The organism is Paenibacillus sp. fava2 (assembly GCF_058313675.1).
Genome location: NZ_CM177755.1, coordinates 3,727,432 through 3,745,696 on the forward strand (window position 1 = coordinate 3,727,432; position 18,265 = coordinate 3,745,696).

The 18,265-nt window shown below is 52.7% G+C and carries 16 protein-coding genes; 13 read left to right on the forward strand and 3 right to left on the reverse strand.

The window, feature by feature from the left end; genetic code table 11:
* Window positions 1–86: 86 nt before the first annotated feature.
* The gene (locus AC4G46_RS16050) at window positions 87–581 is read left to right on the forward strand and encodes an RrF2 family transcriptional regulator (RefSeq protein WP_491123604.1); all 495 of its coding nucleotides are present in this window, start codon (window positions 87–89) and stop codon (window positions 579–581) included.
* Here AC4G46_RS16050 and AC4G46_RS16055 read toward each other — a convergent pair.
* A complete protein-coding gene (locus AC4G46_RS16055; RefSeq protein WP_090714144.1) occupies window positions 529–948 on the reverse strand; it encodes a hypothetical protein in 420 nt (139 codons plus the stop codon). The genes AC4G46_RS16050 and AC4G46_RS16055 overlap by 53 nt on opposite strands.
* A 320-nt stretch (window positions 949–1,268) precedes the next feature.
* Here AC4G46_RS16055 and AC4G46_RS16060 point away from each other — a divergent pair, with 320 nt between their 5' ends.
* From AC4G46_RS16060 to AC4G46_RS16095, 8 genes are read left to right on the forward strand one after another with little or no spacing between them, the layout of a single operon-like run.
* Window positions 1,269–4,943: a nitrate reductase subunit alpha gene (locus AC4G46_RS16060; protein WP_491123605.1), complete on the forward strand. Its 3,675-nt coding sequence runs from the start codon at window positions 1,269–1,271 to the stop codon at window positions 4,941–4,943.
* On the forward strand, window positions 4,933–6,504 hold the full coding sequence (gene narH / locus AC4G46_RS16065; RefSeq protein WP_491123606.1) for a nitrate reductase subunit beta: 1,572 nt from the start codon (window positions 4,933–4,935) through the stop codon (window positions 6,502–6,504). The genes AC4G46_RS16060 and narH overlap by 11 nt, the downstream gene beginning before the upstream one ends.
* Window positions 6,497–7,063, forward strand: a complete 567-nt coding sequence (narJ, locus tag AC4G46_RS16070; RefSeq protein ID WP_491123607.1) for a nitrate reductase molybdenum cofactor assembly chaperone — start codon at window positions 6,497–6,499, stop codon at window positions 7,061–7,063. Before narH ends, narJ begins: the two co-directional genes overlap by 8 nt.
* Window positions 7,060–7,746 (forward strand): respiratory nitrate reductase subunit gamma, encoded by a 687-nt coding sequence (gene narI, locus AC4G46_RS16075; RefSeq protein ID WP_090714031.1) that lies wholly within the window; start codon window positions 7,060–7,062, stop codon window positions 7,744–7,746. The genes narJ and narI overlap by 4 nt, the downstream gene beginning before the upstream one ends.
* Before the next feature lie 48 nt (window positions 7,747–7,794).
* Window positions 7,795–8,253: a GAF domain-containing protein gene (locus AC4G46_RS16080; protein WP_491123608.1), complete on the forward strand. Its 459-nt coding sequence runs from the start codon at window positions 7,795–7,797 to the stop codon at window positions 8,251–8,253.
* A gap of 32 nt (window positions 8,254–8,285) precedes the next feature.
* Window positions 8,286–9,317 carry a sensor histidine kinase gene (locus AC4G46_RS16085; RefSeq protein ID WP_491128897.1) on the forward strand — a complete coding sequence of 344 codons (1,032 nt, stop codon included), beginning with the start codon at window positions 8,286–8,288 and terminating at the stop codon, window positions 9,315–9,317.
* Between the two features lie 8 nt (window positions 9,318–9,325).
* Window positions 9,326–9,973, forward strand: a complete 648-nt coding sequence (locus AC4G46_RS16090) for a response regulator transcription factor (protein ID WP_090714029.1) — start codon at window positions 9,326–9,328, stop codon at window positions 9,971–9,973.
* Between the two features lie 22 nt (window positions 9,974–9,995).
* Window positions 9,996–10,523: a hemerythrin domain-containing protein gene (locus tag AC4G46_RS16095; protein WP_491123609.1), complete on the forward strand. Its 528-nt coding sequence runs from the start codon at window positions 9,996–9,998 to the stop codon at window positions 10,521–10,523.
* Between the two features lie 113 nt (window positions 10,524–10,636).
* On the opposite strand, the gene AC4G46_RS16100 is transcribed toward AC4G46_RS16095, so the two are convergent.
* Window positions 10,637–11,997, reverse strand: a protein-coding gene (locus AC4G46_RS16100; RefSeq protein WP_491123567.1) for an IS1182 family transposase whose coding sequence is annotated in 2 segments (ribosomal slippage) — window positions 10,637–11,427 and window positions 11,427–11,997 — 1,362 coding nt in all. Because the reading frame shifts where the segments join, the coding sequence is not laid out codon by codon here.
* Between the two features lie 367 nt (window positions 11,998–12,364).
* Between AC4G46_RS16100 and AC4G46_RS16105 the strand changes: the two genes are divergently transcribed.
* From AC4G46_RS16105 to moaA, 3 genes are read left to right on the forward strand one after another with little or no spacing between them, the layout of a single operon-like run.
* Window positions 12,365–13,855, forward strand: a complete 1,491-nt coding sequence (locus AC4G46_RS16105) for a nitrate/nitrite transporter (RefSeq protein WP_491123610.1) — start codon at window positions 12,365–12,367, stop codon at window positions 13,853–13,855.
* A gap of 47 nt (window positions 13,856–13,902) precedes the next feature.
* On the forward strand, window positions 13,903–15,156 hold the full coding sequence (locus AC4G46_RS16110; RefSeq protein ID WP_491123611.1) for a molybdopterin molybdotransferase MoeA: 1,254 nt from the start codon (window positions 13,903–13,905) through the stop codon (window positions 15,154–15,156).
* Between the two features lie 26 nt (window positions 15,157–15,182).
* On the forward strand, window positions 15,183–16,199 hold the full coding sequence (gene moaA, locus AC4G46_RS16115) for a GTP 3',8-cyclase MoaA (RefSeq protein ID WP_491123612.1): 1,017 nt from the start codon (window positions 15,183–15,185) through the stop codon (window positions 16,197–16,199).
* A 15-nt stretch (window positions 16,200–16,214) separates the two neighbouring features.
* Here the strand turns inward: moaA and AC4G46_RS16120 are convergent, their stop codons facing one another.
* A complete protein-coding gene (locus AC4G46_RS16120; RefSeq protein ID WP_090714024.1) occupies window positions 16,215–16,454 on the reverse strand; it encodes a hypothetical protein in 240 nt (79 codons plus the stop codon).
* A 95-nt stretch (window positions 16,455–16,549) separates the two neighbouring features.
* On the opposite strand from AC4G46_RS16120, the gene ilvB reads away from it, so the two are divergent.
* Entirely contained in the window at window positions 16,550–18,226 is a 1,677-nt protein-coding gene (gene ilvB / locus AC4G46_RS16125) for a biosynthetic-type acetolactate synthase large subunit (protein WP_491123613.1), read from the forward strand.
* Window positions 18,227–18,265 lie beyond the last annotated feature (39 nt).

Sequence of the window (18,265 nt, forward strand, 5' to 3'; positions counted from 1 at the left end):
AAATACCACTTTAACAAAATAGACATTTTTATTAATATTATTTGTAATAAATATCACTTACTACGCATGTGGTTTGGAGGTTGGTTATGAGGCTGACTTTATATACAGATTACTCTTTGCGGATTCTTTTGTATCTTGGAGCGAAGGAGCGGGTTGAGCTGTCAACGATTCAAGGGATTTCGGACGCTTATCAAATCTCCAAAAATCATCTGATGAAGGTTTCCCATGAACTGGGCAAGGCGGGTTACATCGAAACGGTTAGGGGAAGGGGAGGCGGGATCCGCCTCGCACTGGCACCCGGAGACATTAACATCGGGGAGGTCGTCCGGCGGATGGAAGACGATCTGTATCTCGTCGAATGCTTCCATCCTTCAGGCGGCCATTGTCCGATCTCTCCGGTGTGCGGGCTGAAAGGCGTGCTGGGCAAGGCGCTCAAAGCTTACTTGCAGGTACTGGATGAATATACGCTACAGGATTTGCTTATCAACAAAGATGATTTGCGGGCTCTTCTGGTGCAGCCGGAGCAGGCTATGCCTCCCCGAACAGCAGACGCTCCTCATCCCGGCTATGAACCGCATTAACAACCAGCAGGGCGTGAAACTGATGAAGCACTTCCGGTGTGAGCCCTTCCCGGGCCAGCCGGGCTTTGGTGTCCCTGACAATAATCCTCAATATTTCATGATCACGGGTCAGCCGGATTACTGCGTTATGCAGGTCCGGCTGCTTCTCTTCCATTTCCTGATAGAAGCCGTCTTCCTCCGCATCGGCGTGACTTAGAATCCGTGTCTCCCAGTATTCAAGCAGATGCTCGGCCGCCTGGCGGGCCACCTCGAATTCCTTTGCCTCAAGCAGCTCCTCTACTTCTTCGGTTTTGCCGATTGCACCGGACAGACCGCCCTCATGAATGGCATGATGGGCATGCAGCTGGCGTAATGAAGGTCCTCCCATGTCGTTCATCCTCTCCGTATTTTTGATCAGTATAGCATATCCGCTGGTAGTGAAATCCCCGGTAAGGTATTCCCCGTACAACAAAGAGGGAACTCCCTATGCGGGCTTCCTGCAGTGGAGAAAGAGGGCTATAGCAGCGCTTTTCCCGGTTTTGGGAAAGGCGTATTTGCCGTTTTCACAGATCAAGGGATTTCCCGCGGCGCAATAGGTGTTTCCCTAATGGGAACTGCCGGCCTCCAGATCCATAATGGTATTAATTGAATGATTGAATAGATTTGCGCTACCATGTCCTTCATTCTGAAAAGGAGTGTTCGTAACCGATGAAGAAGAAATTCGGCCTTAACTTTTTTAAACCGATTGAGAGCTATTCCGGAAAATGGTCCATTCTTGAAGAGAAAAATAGAGATTGGGAAAATATGTACCGCCAGCGCTGGTCCCACGATAAAGTCGTCCGCACTACTCACGGCGTTAACTGTACCGGCTCCTGCAGCTGGAAGGTATTCGTGAAGAACGGCATTATCACCTGGGAAAACCAGCAGATTGACTACCCTTCCTGCGGACCGGACATGCCCGAGTTTGAACCGCGCGGCTGTCCGCGCGGAGCGACCTTTTCGTGGTATGAGTACAGCCCTCTGCGTGTGAAATATCCATATGTGCGCGGCAAGCTGTGGCGGCTGTGGCAGGCGGCCCTGCAGGAGCACGGCAATTATGTCGATGCCTGGGCCAGCATTGTGGAAGATCCCGAGAAAGCCAGCCAGTATAAAAAAGCGCGCGGCAAAGGCGGCCATATCCGCGTTAACTGGGATGATGCGCTGCATCTGATCTCGGCACAGCTGATCTATACGATCCGCAAGTACGGACCGGACCGGATTGCAGGCTTTACGCCGATTCCGGCCATGTCGATGGTCAGCTATGCTTCCGGCGCCCGCTTCATCTCACTGCTCGGCGGCCAGATGCTGAGCTTCTATGACTGGTATGCCGATCTGCCGCCTGCTTCCCCGCAGATCTGGGGTGAGCAGACGGATGTACCGGAGTCCTCGGACTGGTACAATTCCGGCTACCTGATCATGTGGGGCTCGAATGTCCCTCTGACACGGACACCGGATGCACACTTTATGACAGAAGTCCGCTATAAAGGAACCAAGGTCGTTTCTGTTGCGCCTGACCTTGCGGAGAATGTGAAATTCGCCGACAACTGGCTGGCGCCGAATCCCGGAACGGATGCTGCGGTGGCCCAGGCCATGACCCATGTCATCCTGAATGAATTCTACCAGGAGCGGCAGGAGCCGATGTTCCTGAACTATGCCAAGCAATATACAGATCTGCCGTTCCTGATTTTGCTTGATCCGCATGAGGATGCCTGGAAGGGCGGACGTTTCCTGCGGGCAAGCGACCTCGGGGACAGCACGCCGCATTCCGACTGGAAGCCGGTTATCTATGATGAGGCAGCCGGTAAAGTGATTGTCCCGAACGGAACGATGGGCCAGCGCTGGGAAGAAGGCAAGAAGTGGAACCTGATTCTTGATAATGAAGACGGCAGCAGGGTTGAGCCTGCACTGAGCATTGAAGGCCATGGCGAAGAGTGGACGGAAATCGTATTCCCGTTCTTTGACAACTCCGGCAACGGCACATTCCGGCGGATGATTCCGGCCCGCAAAATGCAGCTGGCTGACGGAACGGAGCGCTACGTAGCTACTGTCTACGATCTGATGCTTAGCCAGTACGGGATTGCCCGTACCAATAGCCCCCTTAACGCCAAAGACTACTATGACGAAGCTTCTCATTACACTCCGGCATGGCAGGAGAAGATTACGACAGTGAAAGCCAGCGTCGTGGTACAGATCGCCCGTGAGTTCGCGCAGAATGCCATTGATACGGGCGGCCGCTCGATGATTATTATGGGCGCCGGGATTAACCACTGGTTCAACAGCGATACCATCTACCGTTCCATCCTGAATCTGGTGGTCCTGACTGCTTCGCAAGGCGTTAACGGCGGCGGCTGGGCGCATTATGTCGGCCAGGAGAAATGCCGTCCGATCGAAGGCTGGTCCACCGTGGCATTCGCCAAGGACTGGCAGGGTCCGGCGCGGCAGCAGAATGCGACCTCGTTCTTCTATTTCGCCACCGAGCAGTGGCGGTATGAAGAGAGCGGCACTGATTCGCTTAAATCTCCGACCGGCGGCGAGCTCGCTTACCAGCATCCGGCCGATTACAACGTGCTGGCCGCACGCCTCGGCTGGCTGCCGTCCTTCCCGCAGTTCAACAAGAACAGCCTGCTGTTCGCGGAAGAAGCGGCCCGGGAAGGCAAGAAATCCAACAGCGAGATCATCGGCCATGCGCTGGAGGAGATCAAATCGCGCAAAACCCGCTTTGCGGTGGAAGATCCGGGCGCACCGGAGAACTTCCCGCGTTCGCTCTTTATCTGGCGTTCCAATCTGATCTCAAGCTCGGCTAAAGGCCAGGAATACTTCATGAAGCATCTGCTCGGCGCTTCGGACGGCCTGCTTGCAGAGCCGAATGAGGAGCAGAAGCCGGAGGAAATCATCTGGCGCGAGGATGTGGAAGGCAAGCTGGATCTGATGGTTGCGATGGATTTCCGGATGACCACAACTCCGCTCTATGCAGATATTGTACTGCCGGCGGCAACATGGTACGAGAAAACAGATCTTTCATCGACCGACATGCATCCGTTCGTTCACCCGTTCAACCCGGCGGTCAATCCGCTGTGGGAATCGCGTTCGGACTGGGATATTTACCGCCAGCTGTCGGAGGTATTCTCCGAGATGGCTAAAACCCATCTGCCGGGCGTATACAAGGACATCGTTGCTTCACCGCTCGGTCACGACTCGATCAGCGAAATCTCCCAGCCGATGGGTCTGGTCAAAGACTGGGCCAAGGGTGAAGTGGAGGCCATTCCGGGTAAGACGATGCCGAACCTAAGCATTGTGGAACGTGACTACACCAAAATTCATGATAAATACATTTCCCTTGGACCAAATCTGGCAGTCGGCAAAGCCGGTGCACACGGCGTCAGCTTCTCGGTTGCCGAGGAATACGAGGAATTAAAGAAGCTTAGCGGCGTCTACTTTGACGAATCGATCAAGAACGGCCTGCCAAAGCTGCAAACCGCCCGCCAGGCGGCAGATACGATTCTGCATCTGTCCTCCGCGACCAACGGACGTGTATCCCAGAAGGCCTATGAATCGGCCGAGAAGGATCACGGGGTTCCGCTGAAGGACATTTCGGCAGACCGTGCAGCAGAGAAAATTACGTTCCAGAGCATCACTGCACAGCCGCGGGAGGTCATTCCGACACCGGTGTTCAGCGGCTCGAACAAGCAGGGCCGCCGCTATTCGCCGTTCACTACGAATATCGAACGTCTTGTGCCGTTCCGCACGCTGACCGGAAGACAGCATTTCTATATTGACCATGAGATCTTCCTGCAGTACGGGGAATCCCTGCCGGTATTTAAGCCGACCTTGCCGCCGATGGTTTTCGGACAGCGCGACAAGGCAGTGAAGGGCGGCCAGGATTCACTGGTACTGAGATATTTGACACCGCACGGTAAATGGAATATTCACTCCACCTATCAGGATAACCAGCACATGCTGACCCTGTTCCGCGGAGGTCCGACCGTATGGATTAATAACGAGGATGCGGCAGCCCACGACATTGAGGATAACGCCTGGCTGGAAGTATATAACCGCAACGGCGTTGTAACCGCACGGGCGGTGGTCAGCCACCGGATGCCGAGAGGCACAATGTTCATGTACCATGCCCAGGACAAACATATTCAGGTTCCGGGGTCGGAGATTACCGATACCCGCGGCGGAAGCCATAATGCGCCTACACGGATTCATCTGAAGCCTACCCAGATGGTCGGCGGATACGCACAGCTCAGCTACGGTTTCAACTACTATGGCCCGATCGGCAACCAGCGTGATGTCTACGTAGCCGTACGCAAAATGAAGGAGGTTAACTGGCTTGAAAATTAAAGCGCAAGTTGCAATGGTAATGAATCTGGATAAATGCATCGGCTGTCATACCTGCAGCGTCACCTGCAAGACGACCTGGACGAACCGCAAGGGTGCGGAATACATGTGGTTCAACAATGTTGAAACGAAGCCGGGGATCGGCTATCCGAAGCGCTGGGAGGACCAGGAGCTTTATAAAGGCGGCTGGCAGCTGCGCAAAGGCAAGCTTGAGCTGAAGTCCGGTAACAAGCTGTCCAAGATCGCGCTCGGTAAAATCTTCTATAACCCGGATATGCCGGAAATGAAAGATTACTATGAGCCGTGGACGTACAACTACGAGCATCTGACCAATGCAGGGGAACAGAAGCATTCACCGGTAGCACGGGCCCATTCGGCCGTGACCGGTGAAAAGATGGATCTGGAATGGGGTCCGAACTGGGAAGACGATCTGGCCGGTGCGCATGTCACCGGTCCGCTTGATCCGAACATCCAGAAAATCGAGGAAGAAATTAAATTCAACTTCGAGAAATCGTTTATGGTCTATCTGCCCCGTCTCTGTGAGCACTGTCTGAACCCGAGCTGCGTCGCTTCCTGTCCTTCAGGAGCAATGTACAAACGGGAAGAGGACGGCATCGTCCTGGTTGACCAGGAAGCCTGCCGCGGCTGGAGATACTGCATGACCGGCTGTCCGTACAAGAAGGTCTACTTCAACTGGCAGACCAACAAGGCAGAGAAATGCACCTTCTGCTTCCCGCGTGTGGAGGCAGGACTGCCGACAGTCTGCTCGGAGACCTGTACCGGACGTATCCGCTATCTGGGGGTTCTGCTGTACGACGCCGACAAGGTGCTTGAAGCAGCTTCCACACCTGATGTGCAGGATCTGTACAAGGCGCAATGCGATTTGTTTATGAATCCGCATGATCCGGCCGTCATTGCCCAGGCCAGAAAAGACGGTATTTCCGAAGACTGGCTGGAAGCAGCCCAGAACTCACCGGTATACAAGCTCGCGATCGAGCACAAGCTGGCGTTCCCGCTGCATCCGGAATACCGGACGCTGCCGATGGTCTGGTATGTACCGCCGCTCAGCCCGATCATGAACTATTTCGAGGGCAAGGATTCACTGAAGAATCCGGATATGATTTTCCCGGCGATTGAAGAAATGCGTACTCCGATTCAATATCTGGCTAATATGCTGACCGCCGGTGATACACAGACCGTCAAAGAAGCCCTGCAGCGGATGGCGATGATGCGCTCTTACATGCGTGCCCAATCCTCAGGCCAGGAATTTGATCAGAGCCGTCTGGACCGTGTCGGAATGACTGCCCAGCAGATGGAACAGATGTACCGGCTGCTGGCGATCGCCAAATACGAGGACCGGTTCGTCATCCCGACCTCACACAAAGAGCAGCACATGAATCCTTACCGCGCCCAAGGCTCGGCCGGCTACGGCAATGGAATGGGCGATATGGGTACCGGCTCCGGCTGTGACGGCTGCGGTGCCGCCAGCTCGATCGCCGAAAGTCTCAAGACCGGTAAAGACATGTACGAGGAGAATTTCTACGGGGGGATTTGGCGTGATTGATCTGACCCGATTGTACAGCTACAAGGAATCCTTCGGTTATTTCGCCCTGCAGCTCATGTATCCCGAGAAGCTGGATTTTCATCCGGCTTTTCTGGAGGAGGCGTTCAGCAAGGATCATCCCGGTTACGGCCATGTGCACACCTACTGGACACAGATGCAGAACTACAGTCTGGAGGAAATTCAGGAGAGCTATGCGGCCACCTTTGATTTTCAGAAGGATTGTGCCTTATATATGACTTACTTCAAGTTTGAAGATGCCAAGGAACGGGGACAGATGCTGGCGAAGCTGAAGCTGCTCTATGAAATGTTCGGGCTGGAAATGCCGGAAGGGGAGCTGCCTGATTTTTTGCCGCTGATGTGTGAATTTCTGTATGCTGCAGAGTGGCTGGATAATCCGGATGCGCCGGAGAATTTCCGGATGCTGATCGCGATCCTGGAGGATGGCACGTACCATCTGCTCAAGGCGCTTGAGAAAAACAACAGTCCCTATTTCCATCTGGTGAAGGGGCTGCGTGAAACATTAAAAGCTTGTGCTGAACAGGAGGCCCTGAGTCAATGAATATGTACGGTCAGTTTTTATGGGTCATTTTCCCTTATATGTGCCTGGTGGTCTTTATATTCGGTCATATCTTCCGTTACCGCAAGGACCAGTTCAACTGGACGGCCAAATCCAGTGAGTTTATTGAGAAAAAGCAGCTGAAATTCGGCAGCATCCTGTTCCACCTCGGGATTATGCCGGTTATTCTTGGCCATATCGGCGGTCTTGCCGTTCCCAAATCGTGGCTGGAGGCCGTTGGTGTGAGCGATCACATGTACCATATCGGGGCCGTGTATATTGGCGGAATCTTCGGCTTTGCTACACTGGCCGGTATGCTGATTCTCACTTCGCGGCGCTTTACGATCAAGAATGTCCGCAGGCTCAGCAGTGCATCTGACCTGATTGTCAATTCTTTGCTTCTATTTATAGTGTTCATGGGGATGTACTCCACTATCGTAACGAATGCTGTACAGCCGGAGTTCGACTACCGGGATACGATTTCCGTCTGGTTCCGCGGACTGTTCATGTTCCGTCCCGATCCCGCGCTGATGGCGGATGTGCCGTTTTCGTTCAAGCTGCATATCCTGTCGGGCTTTGCGATCTTTGCCTTCTGGCCGTTTACGCGCCTTGTTCATGTCTGGAGTGTTCCGTTGAATTATATAGGCAGAAGTTATATTCTATACAGAAGAAATAAAACGAATTAACGGAAAGAAGCCGCTGGTTCTTTCCCTGTTCAATTAGGAGTGGGAACGATGAAAAAGAAGGTGAATTACCAGGGGGAGCTCGATACGATCCGCATGGCGCTGGGTTATGACTTTATTTCACTGGCGCTTGCCGAGCCGGCGGAATATGATTATGTGATCCGCTGGAAATACGCCTCCGGGAACACGAATGAACGTTACAAACGGATCGTTCTGCAATCAGGCAGAGGGATAGCCGGGATCGTGTTCAAGACCGGAAAACCGTTACTTCTGCCTTCTGTAGAGAAAGACGTACAGCCTGATTCCTTATTTACTTATCCTATAACCAAAATGGAGAATCTGCGCAGCATCGCCGCTGTCCCTATCTGGAGTGATGCCCGGGTAGCCGGTGTGCTGCTGGGCGGATTCAGAGGTGAACGGCAGGTTACCCTTGAGATGGTGCAGGCTCTGGAAGCCACGGCGCGAAACGGGATTGGAGACTTGAACGGGAAGGAATTGTTGCTGAGTTGATTACACCCGGAAAAGATCTGACAAATCTTCTGATGAGCAGGCTGTTCGAGAACAGCACCGAGGCCATGTTCTTTTTTGACCGGGAAGGCAAGGCACTCGCGATGAATCCGGCTGCTGAAAATATTGTTGACCAGAATATTCTGAAGCAGCTCTATCAGGGGAATCCCCTGGCACTATGCGGAACCTGCCGGGGATATACCAGTGAGACGGAGCTGCGGACCTGTCTGAACTGCTATTTTAATACACCGGGTACGGAGGACTTCACCTCCTATCAGGTTTATCTGGAGACGAGGGATAAAGGAATCGTCCCTTATGCAGCCACCTTTCATACGATTGATGCCGAGCAGGGAATCCGTGTTTTCATGCTGAGGGATTTGACCAGACAGTTTAAGACCCAGGAGAAATTCTATCAGAATAAAATGATGAAGCATGTTATTGAAGCCCAGGAGAAGGAACGCAAACGGATATCCCGTGAGCTGCATGACAGCGTAGCCCAGGAATTGATGAGTGCGGTCATTGACCTGCGCGTGCTCAAATATATGACCGATGACGAGAAGCTGCTGAGGAAGGTGAAGCAGACCGAGGTATCCATGACCCGGCTGCTCAGCGATATCCGCAATCTCTCGGTGGAGCTGCGGCCGGCTGCGCTGGATGATTTCGGGCTGGAGGCAGCCTTTCGTTCCCACTTCAAGCGGATGGAGCAGAGCTATGGCCTTGTGATTGATTTCGATTCCCGCTTGTCCGAGAAGCGATATGGCAGCGAGATTGAAACCGTCGTTTACCGGGTATGCCAGGAGGCTGTGCTGAATGCGCTCAAATATGCCCATGTAGATACGGTCAAAGTTTCGCTGACCGAAAAGGACGGTATCCTGCGCCTGCAGGTCGAAGATGAAGGCGTAGGCTTCCATCCCGGAGACGAGCCCGGCGGAACCGGGCTGGGCCTCTTTGGCATGCAGGAACGCGCAGAGCTGGTCGGCGGCACGTTCAGCGTGGAATCACAGCGGGGCAGAGGGACAAGAATTCTGCTGCTGGTTCCTGCAGAAAAGTTACAAGGGAAGGAATGAGCGGCTGAATGAAGATTGTTATTGCAGACGATCATGCCATCGTACGCAGCGGGTTTGCGATGATCCTTAATTTTCAGGATGACATTGAAGTAATTGGAACGGCGGCAGACGGCAGGGAAGCGTATGCCCTGGTCGCCAAGCACCGGCCGGATATTCTGATTATGGATCTGAGCATGCCTCCTGGGGAAAGTGGGCTGATCGCGACCGGGAAGATCAAGGAGGATTATCCCGATACGAGAATCCTGATCCTGACCATGCATGATGACGAGGAATACCTGTTTCATGTGCTGAAGAACGGGGCATCCGGCTATGTGCTCAAAAGCGCTCCGGATGAGGAGCTGCTGCTGGCGATCCGGACGATCTATGAAGGCGGGACCTATATTCATCCCAAGATGGCGACCTCACTTGTCCGTGAATTCATTAAGAAGGATAAGACTGTCACAACCGAGGATCTGTTCGAGCTGTTATCCAAGCGGGAGCTGGAGATTCTGCCGCTGATTGCGAAGGGCTACGGAAACAAGGAAATTGCCGAAAAGCTGTTTATTTCCGTAAAGACTGTCGAAGCGCATAAGGCCAAGATCATGGAGAAGCTGAACCTGAAGAGCCGGCCCGAGCTGGTTGAATATGCGTTGCGTAAAAAAATGCTGGATTTCTGAACGGCGAATGGAGGGGGAGCCCGTGTCTAATGATACAGGCCTGCAGTTTTCAACACCTGCCATGCGTATTCTTGAGAATGAGCACCGCTATTTATCCTATCTGATGGGGCAATGGCATGCTGCTGTGCTCTGGTTCGAGCAGGACAACATCAGCCTGGATGAAGGCAGGGCCAGGCTTCAAGAGCTGCGCGGGGCAATCATGGATTTTATCATACCGCTTAATAAGCATACCGCGAAGGAAGAGGAGCATTTCTTCCCGCTGCTGGGCCAGTACATCGGCTTTGAGCAGGGGCCGCTCGTCGGCATTCAGGAGGAGCACCGCGAGATCGACGGGTATATCGGGCACTTCCTTCATCACACCGCCGAGGGTGCTCAGCTGAACTCAGTCGGCGATCTCCGTGCCGCTGCGAGGGATGCCGGAGAGGCGTTCGAGGTACTGACTGTGCATTTTGTCAAAGAGGAGACGGTAGTGTTCCCGATGGCAGAGACCCTGCTCAGCCCCCGTGACCGGGAGCGGCTGTCCGGTAAACTGAATACACTGATCACCTGAAGCAGCTGCTCCATTAGGAGCAGCTGCTCAGATTGTCGAGAAACCCAGGTCTTTAAATGACATGGGTTTCTTTTGTATTTCAATAACGACCTGCAAACGGGAAAATGAGGGGATTAACCCCGTTTTTCCCGGCGATCCAGGTGGATCGCCATCTTCTTCATGTTCTGCACAGCTGCCGTCATCAGCGCTTGTTCCCTGACATTTGGTAGTCCGCGCAACCGGCAATAGCGAAACCCATGGAGCTCTTTAGCATCCGCGAAGCTTCGCTCAATGGTTTCTTTTCGTTTGCGATACAACTGCTTGCCTGACTTGCTGAGCCGGTTGTTCCGGACCCAATCCTTGCTGTCCTCCCAGACATGCCGGGTTACCACTTTTCGGTGGTTTTTGGACTGCGTACACTGGTTTAAAAACGGACAACTTTTGCATTGTTCCGGATCGGACGCATACTGCTGGTAGCCTTTGCGGTCCGTTGTGCGGTACTTCAGTCCTTGGCCGGTTGGACAGATGTACATCTCTTGCTCAGCGTCAAAAGTAAACTTCCATTTGGGAAACAGCCCTTGCTTGGAATGAAATCTCCGGTGAGCAATAACGGCAAAGATCTTTCGGTCTTGCAGACCGCGGCAAATCGGCGTTGTTAAATAACCTGAATCTAGTGCAATGGCCTCCACTTCAAATCCAAAACGTTCCTGCTGGCGGTCCAGACGCGACAAATACGGCACGGAATCATGGACATTTCCGGGCGTGACATGGACATCCGTAATGAGATTGTATTTCAGATCTACCGTCCGGTGGTCCAGATAAAAAAAGCCTTCCGGTTTACCGTCGCGGATCATGTATCCGCTGTCGGGGTCGGTCTTGCTCACTTTAATTTCTTTTTCTTCTTTCACTTCCTCTCTAGGTTTTAAGGCTTTTTTCCATGGTTCTTCCGGTCTGCCTCTACGGCAGCGTTGAGCTCATCCACATAATCCTTGGTGTTTTGCAGTACCTGTTGTTTCGTGTACTGGTGTTTATTCGCATTCGCTTTAACGTGAGTAGAATCTGAGACAAGAACCCGTCCCCCCACCATCCTGTGCGAAATGGCCTGAAGCACAATCTCATCGAAAATATCCTGAAAAATGTTCGTATCTTTAAATCGGGTTCGCCGATTCCAACTAATCGTGGAGTGGTCTGGAACCTTGTCGCTTAACCCCAGTCCAAGAAACCAACGGTAAGCTAAGTTTGTTTGGACCTCACGTTCTAACTGACGTTCGGAACGAATGCCGTAGAAGTACCCTAGGAAAATCATCTTGAACAGCACGACTGGATCAATCGCAGGGCGCCCGTTATCCGAGCAGTACAGGGGTCTAACCTTCTCATCAATAAACGAAAAATCTATATATTTATCCACCTTGCGAAGCAAGTGGTCTTGGGGAACCAAATCTTCAATGGAAACAAATTCGAAAGCTTGTTGTTTTTCTCGATTGGAACGCAGCATCTTTGACACACCATCCGTTTTATAATTAGTTACCTATATTATACAACATTAACGCGGTGTCGTATGAAATCTAAATCACATGAAGAAGGCTGTCGAGACTTTCTCGACAGCCTGAGCAGCTGCTCCATTAGGAGCAGCTGCTTTGCTTTTGCTCAGAATGTACTAAATAGTGGAATCCCTTAACTAGCAGGGCTGTTTTCCTGTCAGAAGGCAACAGAAATGCCGCCTTACTTTATTTTCAGGGTTTACCCTGTAAGGGACAGGGTACTCCCCTATATCTGATCCGGGGGATCGGCAGATACAATGAGAACAGGAAATATTCACATAGACAATCAGGAGAATAATTGGCGAAAAAGGTGAGATTTGAATGATCAAAAAAATGCAGTTACCGCTTCAAACACTAAACCTGGTTACCGGATTTATGGTATGGGTGATTATCTCTTCACTGATGCCTTTTATTTCCGAGGATATCAGTATCCCGTCAGGCAAACTGGCTATGGTCACTGCCATACCGGTTGTACTCGGCTCGATCCTGCGGATACCGCTTGGCTATTATGCCAACATTTTAGGGGCACGCATCATTTTTATGTGCAGCTTCATTCTGCTCCTGTTCCCGGTCTACTTCATCAGTGAAGCAACCACAATGGCGCACCTGATTATCGGCGGAACGTTCCTTGGAATAGGGGGAGCGGTATTCTCGGTAGGGGTAACTTCGCTGCCCAAATATTACACCAAGGATAAGCACGGGCTGGTGAACGGGATATACGGGATCGGTAATCTCGGAACAGCGGTCACCACTTTTTCGGCTCCGATGATCGCAGCACAGATCGGCTGGGGACCTGCGGTGAAGCTGTATCTGATTCTGCTGCTTATCTTCATTGCCCTGAATTTCTTCTTCGGGGATCGGCATGAGCCTAAGCTGAAGACGCCAATCATTGAACAAATTAAAGGGGTAGCAAAAAATGAGAAGCTCTGGCTGTTTTCACTGTTCTACTTCATTACCTTCGGTTCCTTTGTGGCGTTTACGATCTACTTGCCGGGCTTTCTGGTTTCCAGCTTTGGACTGGAAAAAGTGGATGCAGGGATGCGTACCGCCGGTTTCATCGCGGTAGCAACCTTTTTCCGTCCGGTAGGCGGATGGCTTGCCGACAAATTCCAGCCGCTGTTTCTGCTGATCGGCACGTTCAGCATTTATACAGTGGCAGCTATCATACTTGCATTCATGCCTTCCATGGGGCTTTATACCGTCGGCTGCCTGGCTATTGCTGTAAGTGCGGGGATCGGCAACGGGGTCATTTTCAAATTAGTTCCGCTGTATTTCAACAAGCAGGCGGGGATTGCCAACGGGATCGTGTCGATGATGGGCGGCCTGGGCGGATTCTTTCCCCCAATTATGCTGTCTATCATCCATGCGGCAACCGGCCAGTATTCGATCGGCTTCATGCTGCTCTCCCAGGTTGCGCTGGCCAGTCTGGTGCTGGTGGTGTGGCTGTACTTTAATGATAAGCTGGCTCTTACTTCAGAAGTATTCAATTCAACCGGGCAAGGGATTATGGTCACAGATGTAACCGGACTGATCAAGTCGGTGAATCCGGCCTTCTCCAAGCTTACAGGCTATACAGAGGAGGAAGTCCTCGGCAAGCAGCCGAGCATCCTGAAATCTGGTAGACAATCCAAGGACTTCTATGGTTCCATGTGGAGTGAAATCAAAGCTAAAGGCATGTGGCAGGGCGAAATCTGGAATAAGCGCAAAAACGGTCAGGAGTATCTGCAATGGCTCAATATCAGCGCTGTGAAGGATGAGACCGGCGAGGATGTACGATATGTAGGCACATTCAGCGATATTACGAATAAATAGTTAGCCGGCGGAAGTGCCGGGTTCCATTATAGTGAAGTTAGGAGCAGATGAAGGTGGAGAAGACGAGAAATCCGGTCAGTGTGGCAGAAGCAGTGGCCAGAGTTGTTGCAAAAGCCGTCCGCACAGGCACGGAAACTGTACCGCTTGCCGAAAGCTATGGCCGCATTCTGGCGGAGCCGCTGACTGCGACTCATGATGTCCCGCATTTCACCCGTTCACCCTATGACGGCTATGCAATCCGTTCGGCTGATTCTGCTGAAGCATCCGGCGGCAACCGTGTAACATTTACTGTCGTGGATCATATCGGTGCAGGCCAGGTCTCAGGTGTGACGGTCGGCGCATATGAAGCAGTCCGGCTGATGACGGGAGCAGCACTTCCCGGAGGTGCGGATGCGGTGGTGATGTTCGAGCAAACGGCTGAAGCCGGTCCGCTGGGATTCACGATCCGTAAAGCCTTTGCGTCCGGAGAGAATCTGTCCCTGCAGGGGGAGGATATGCAGGCCGGGGAGCAGATTATCCCGGCAGGCAGCTTCATCCAGCCTGGTACGATAGCGCTGTTGGCCACGTTTGGTTATGCGCAGGTCAAAGTGGCAAGGCGGCCGGTTGTCGGTATTCTGTCTACCGGAACCGAGCTGCTTGACGTTGCTTCTCCGCTGGAACCCGGCAAGATCCGCAACAGTAACGGTCCAATGATCGCTGCCCAGTTAGCCCGGATGGGCATTGCTTTCAAAATGTACGAAACAGCCGCAGATCAGCTGGAGGAAAGCCTTCTGACTGCACAGCAGGCACTATCGGAAACGGATTGTCTGATTACCACCGGCGGGGTATCCGTCGGTGATTATGATTATCTGCCTGAAATCTATGCCCGGATCGGGGCTGAGGTGCTGTTCAATAAGGTCGCGATGCGTCCTGGCAGCGTAACTACGGTTGCCGTCTCGGGTAACAAATACCTGTTCGGACTCTCCGGCAATCCATCAGCCTGCTTTACCGGCTTCGAGCTGTTTGTCCGGCCGGCACTCCTGCAAATGACCGGAGCGGATAAGGTGTATCTGCCTTACACCAAGGCAGTACTTGCTGAGGATTTCTCCAAAGCCAATCCGTTCACCCGGTTTATCCGGGCGGTGTACGACGGTTTCTCGGTGCGGCCGGCCGGATTTAACAAATCCAACGCCGTATCCTCGATCGCACGGGGGAATTCCCTGATTGTGCTGCCGGGAGGAACAAGGGGATATTCGGCAGGTACTGCTGTAGATGTACTGCTTCTGGGCGTCGAGGAAGGAACGGATGAATGGCTGCTGTAAGCCTGCAGAAAGGGAGGACCAGACAGATGACAACATTACCTATACAAGATCAATTGCATCGTCCGATGCGCGATTTGCGGATATCCGTAACCGACCGGTGCAATTTCAGGTGCTCCTACTGCATGCCCAAAGAGCTGTTCGGGGATGATTATGCGTTTCTTCCCGGCAGTGAGCTGCTGACCTTTGATGAAATCCGCCGGCTTACCCGGCTGTTCGTCTCCTTAGGAGTAAGCAAAATTCGTCTTACCGGCGGAGAACCGCTTCTGAGGCGTGAGCTTCCCGTACTCATTGAAGGTATAGGTGCTATGGCCGGGGTAGAGGACATGGGGCTGACGACAAATGGAGTGCTGCTCGGACACCAGGCGGTGCCTTTATATGCTGCCGGGCTGCGCAGACTCAATGTCAGCCTGGATGCACTGGACCCGCAATTATTCGGGAAAATGAACGGGCGCGGTTTAAAATCCGGGATTATTCTGCAGAACATTGACCATGCCGTAAACACAGGCTTTGAGGTTAAGGTGAATATGGTCGTGCAGCGGGGAGTCAATGAATCGGAGATTGAACCGATGGCCCGATATTTCAAGGATAAGCGGATCACCCTGCGGTTCATTGAGTTTATGGATGTGGGCAATGACAACGGCTGGAGCTTTAAAAAGGTTGTCACCAAAAAAGAAATGCTGGAGCGCCTCCAAAGCAGCTTTGAAATGGAGGCGCTTGGACATAGTTACTTCGGAGAAGTTGCCGAACGTTACAGATACAAGGACAACGGGGCAGAGGTGGGCTTTATCACCTCTGTCTCGGAATCGTTTTGCTCCTCTTGTACGCGGGCAAGGCTGTCCTCCGACGGGAAATTCTACACCTGCCTGTTTGCTTCCAGCGGACTGGATCTCAGAGCGTTGCTCCGGGGCGGCGCAGATGACGCCAGCCTGCTGAAGGCCATCCGGGCGGTATGGGAGCAGCGGAGCGACCGTTACTCCGATGAGCGGACAGAGCAGACTGCCCGCAGCAGAACGAAAATTGGTATGTCCTATATCGGAGGTTAGGCTATAGATTGTTGATCAGCTGTTAATGGAACCGGACTGGAGATCATTTTTCGCTGATTCGAAATTACCCGAACCAACCCGGCGGCGGATTTCTTCTTCGGTGAGCGGCTGGCCGATGGATCCGGTCGGGATGGCTTCCGTGCCTTCATCCACTGCTGCCCGCTCGACTCTCGCGAAGCCTGCATTCGTTCTGCGGCCGATTTGCTCGCGTTCTTCACGCGTAAGGGGAACCTGCTGTTCGCTATCTTTTGCCAATGGAGATCATCCTCTCAGTATAATCTATCACAACATGTTACCCATAATCTGATATCCCTAAAACATATTAATGAGACAGGAGACGAATTGTACCTATGAACGGAGCCCAGCTGCTGATTCAAATGCTGATCGAAAAAGATGTGGAGACGATATTCGGATACCCGGGCGGAGCCGTATTGCCCTTGTATGATGCGTTATATGATTGTGACAGGCTGCAGCATGTTCTGGTCCGGCACGAGCAGGCGGCTGTTCATGCTGCAGATGGGTACGCCCGGGCAACCGGTCTGACCGGAGTAGCGCTGGTTACCAGCGGACCGGGTGCTACCAATGCAGTGACTGGGATCGCAACGGCTTTTATGGACTCTGTTCCGCTTATTGTCTTTACCGGCCAGGTTTCGACGGAGCTCATCGGTCTCGACAGCTTTCAGGAAGTGGACATTTACGGGATGACGATGCCGATCACTAAACATAATTATATTGTAAGGGAGATCGCTGATCTGCCGAGGATTATACATGAAGCCTTCTATGTGGCGGCGACAGGACGGCCCGGTCCGGTACTGATTGACCTTCCCAAGAACGTGATGAATGCGGAAGTTCCGGATAGCCTGTATACCGCTGAAGCGATGAACCTCCCTTATATCCGTGGGTATCAGCCCGACCATTCCATTGCCCAGGCTGATATTCAGCTGGCCGCGGAGCAGCTCAGCAGGGCCAAGCGCCCGCTTGTTCTGATAGGGGGCGGATGCATTCCCGATAATACTCCGGAGCTGGTACGTGTGTTTGCCGAGCGTTACCACCTGCCTGTTGCCAGTACCCTGATGGGGCTGGGGGCATTCCCTTCCGGACATGCCCTGCATCTGGGTATGGTCGGGATGCACGGAAGTGTAGCTGCCAACCGTGCGCTGCAGAGTGCAGATGTGGTGCTGTGCCTTGGTGTCCGGTTCAGTGACCGTGTAACCGGTAACCGCAAAGCCTTCTCGCCGGACTCCTTCAAAATCCAGGTTGATATTGATACATCCGAGCTGAACAAGAACATACATATCGACCTTGCCATTACCGGTTCATGCGGCGAAATGCTTGAACGGTTAACAGGTAATGTACATACAGCAGAGCGGATGGACTGGGAACGTCAAATCCAGGACTGGCGCAGCCGTTCGGCAAAAGTGAAACGCAAACCTGAGCAGAAGCTGGCCCCGCAGGATGTGATAGCATGTCTGCAAAATGCCTCTGCAGGCGACGCCATTATCGCTACAGATGTTGGCCAGCATCAGATATGGACAGCTACGCATTATCAGTTCACCCGGCCGCGTTCCTTCCTGACATCGGGAGGGCTTGGCACGATGGGGTTCGGCCTGCCGGCTGCAATCGGCGCAGCCGTTGCATATCCCGACCGCCCTGTCGTCTGTATTACAGGTGACGGAAGCATTCAGATGAACATGCAGGAAATGATGACAGCGGTCGACCTGGGACTGAATGTCAAGGTGGCCATTTTTAAAAACGGCTATCTGGGGATGGTAAGACAGTGGCAGCAGCTGTTCCTGGGCAAGCGTTACTCATCTGTACGGATCAGCTCACCGGACTTCGTTGCCCTGGCTAAATCCTTCGGCGCTCACGGCTTCCGTGCACGCACAATGGATGAAGCAGAGCAGATGATTGATCTGGCGCTGCATACAGACGGCCTCGTAATTATGGAGTTCGATATTACCGAAGAGACAAATGTATATCCGATCGTTCCGCCGGGTTCGAGCAATCAGGATATGATTGTGGAATAGACATTGAATTCTTACATTAAAAAAGGATGCTTTCTATCG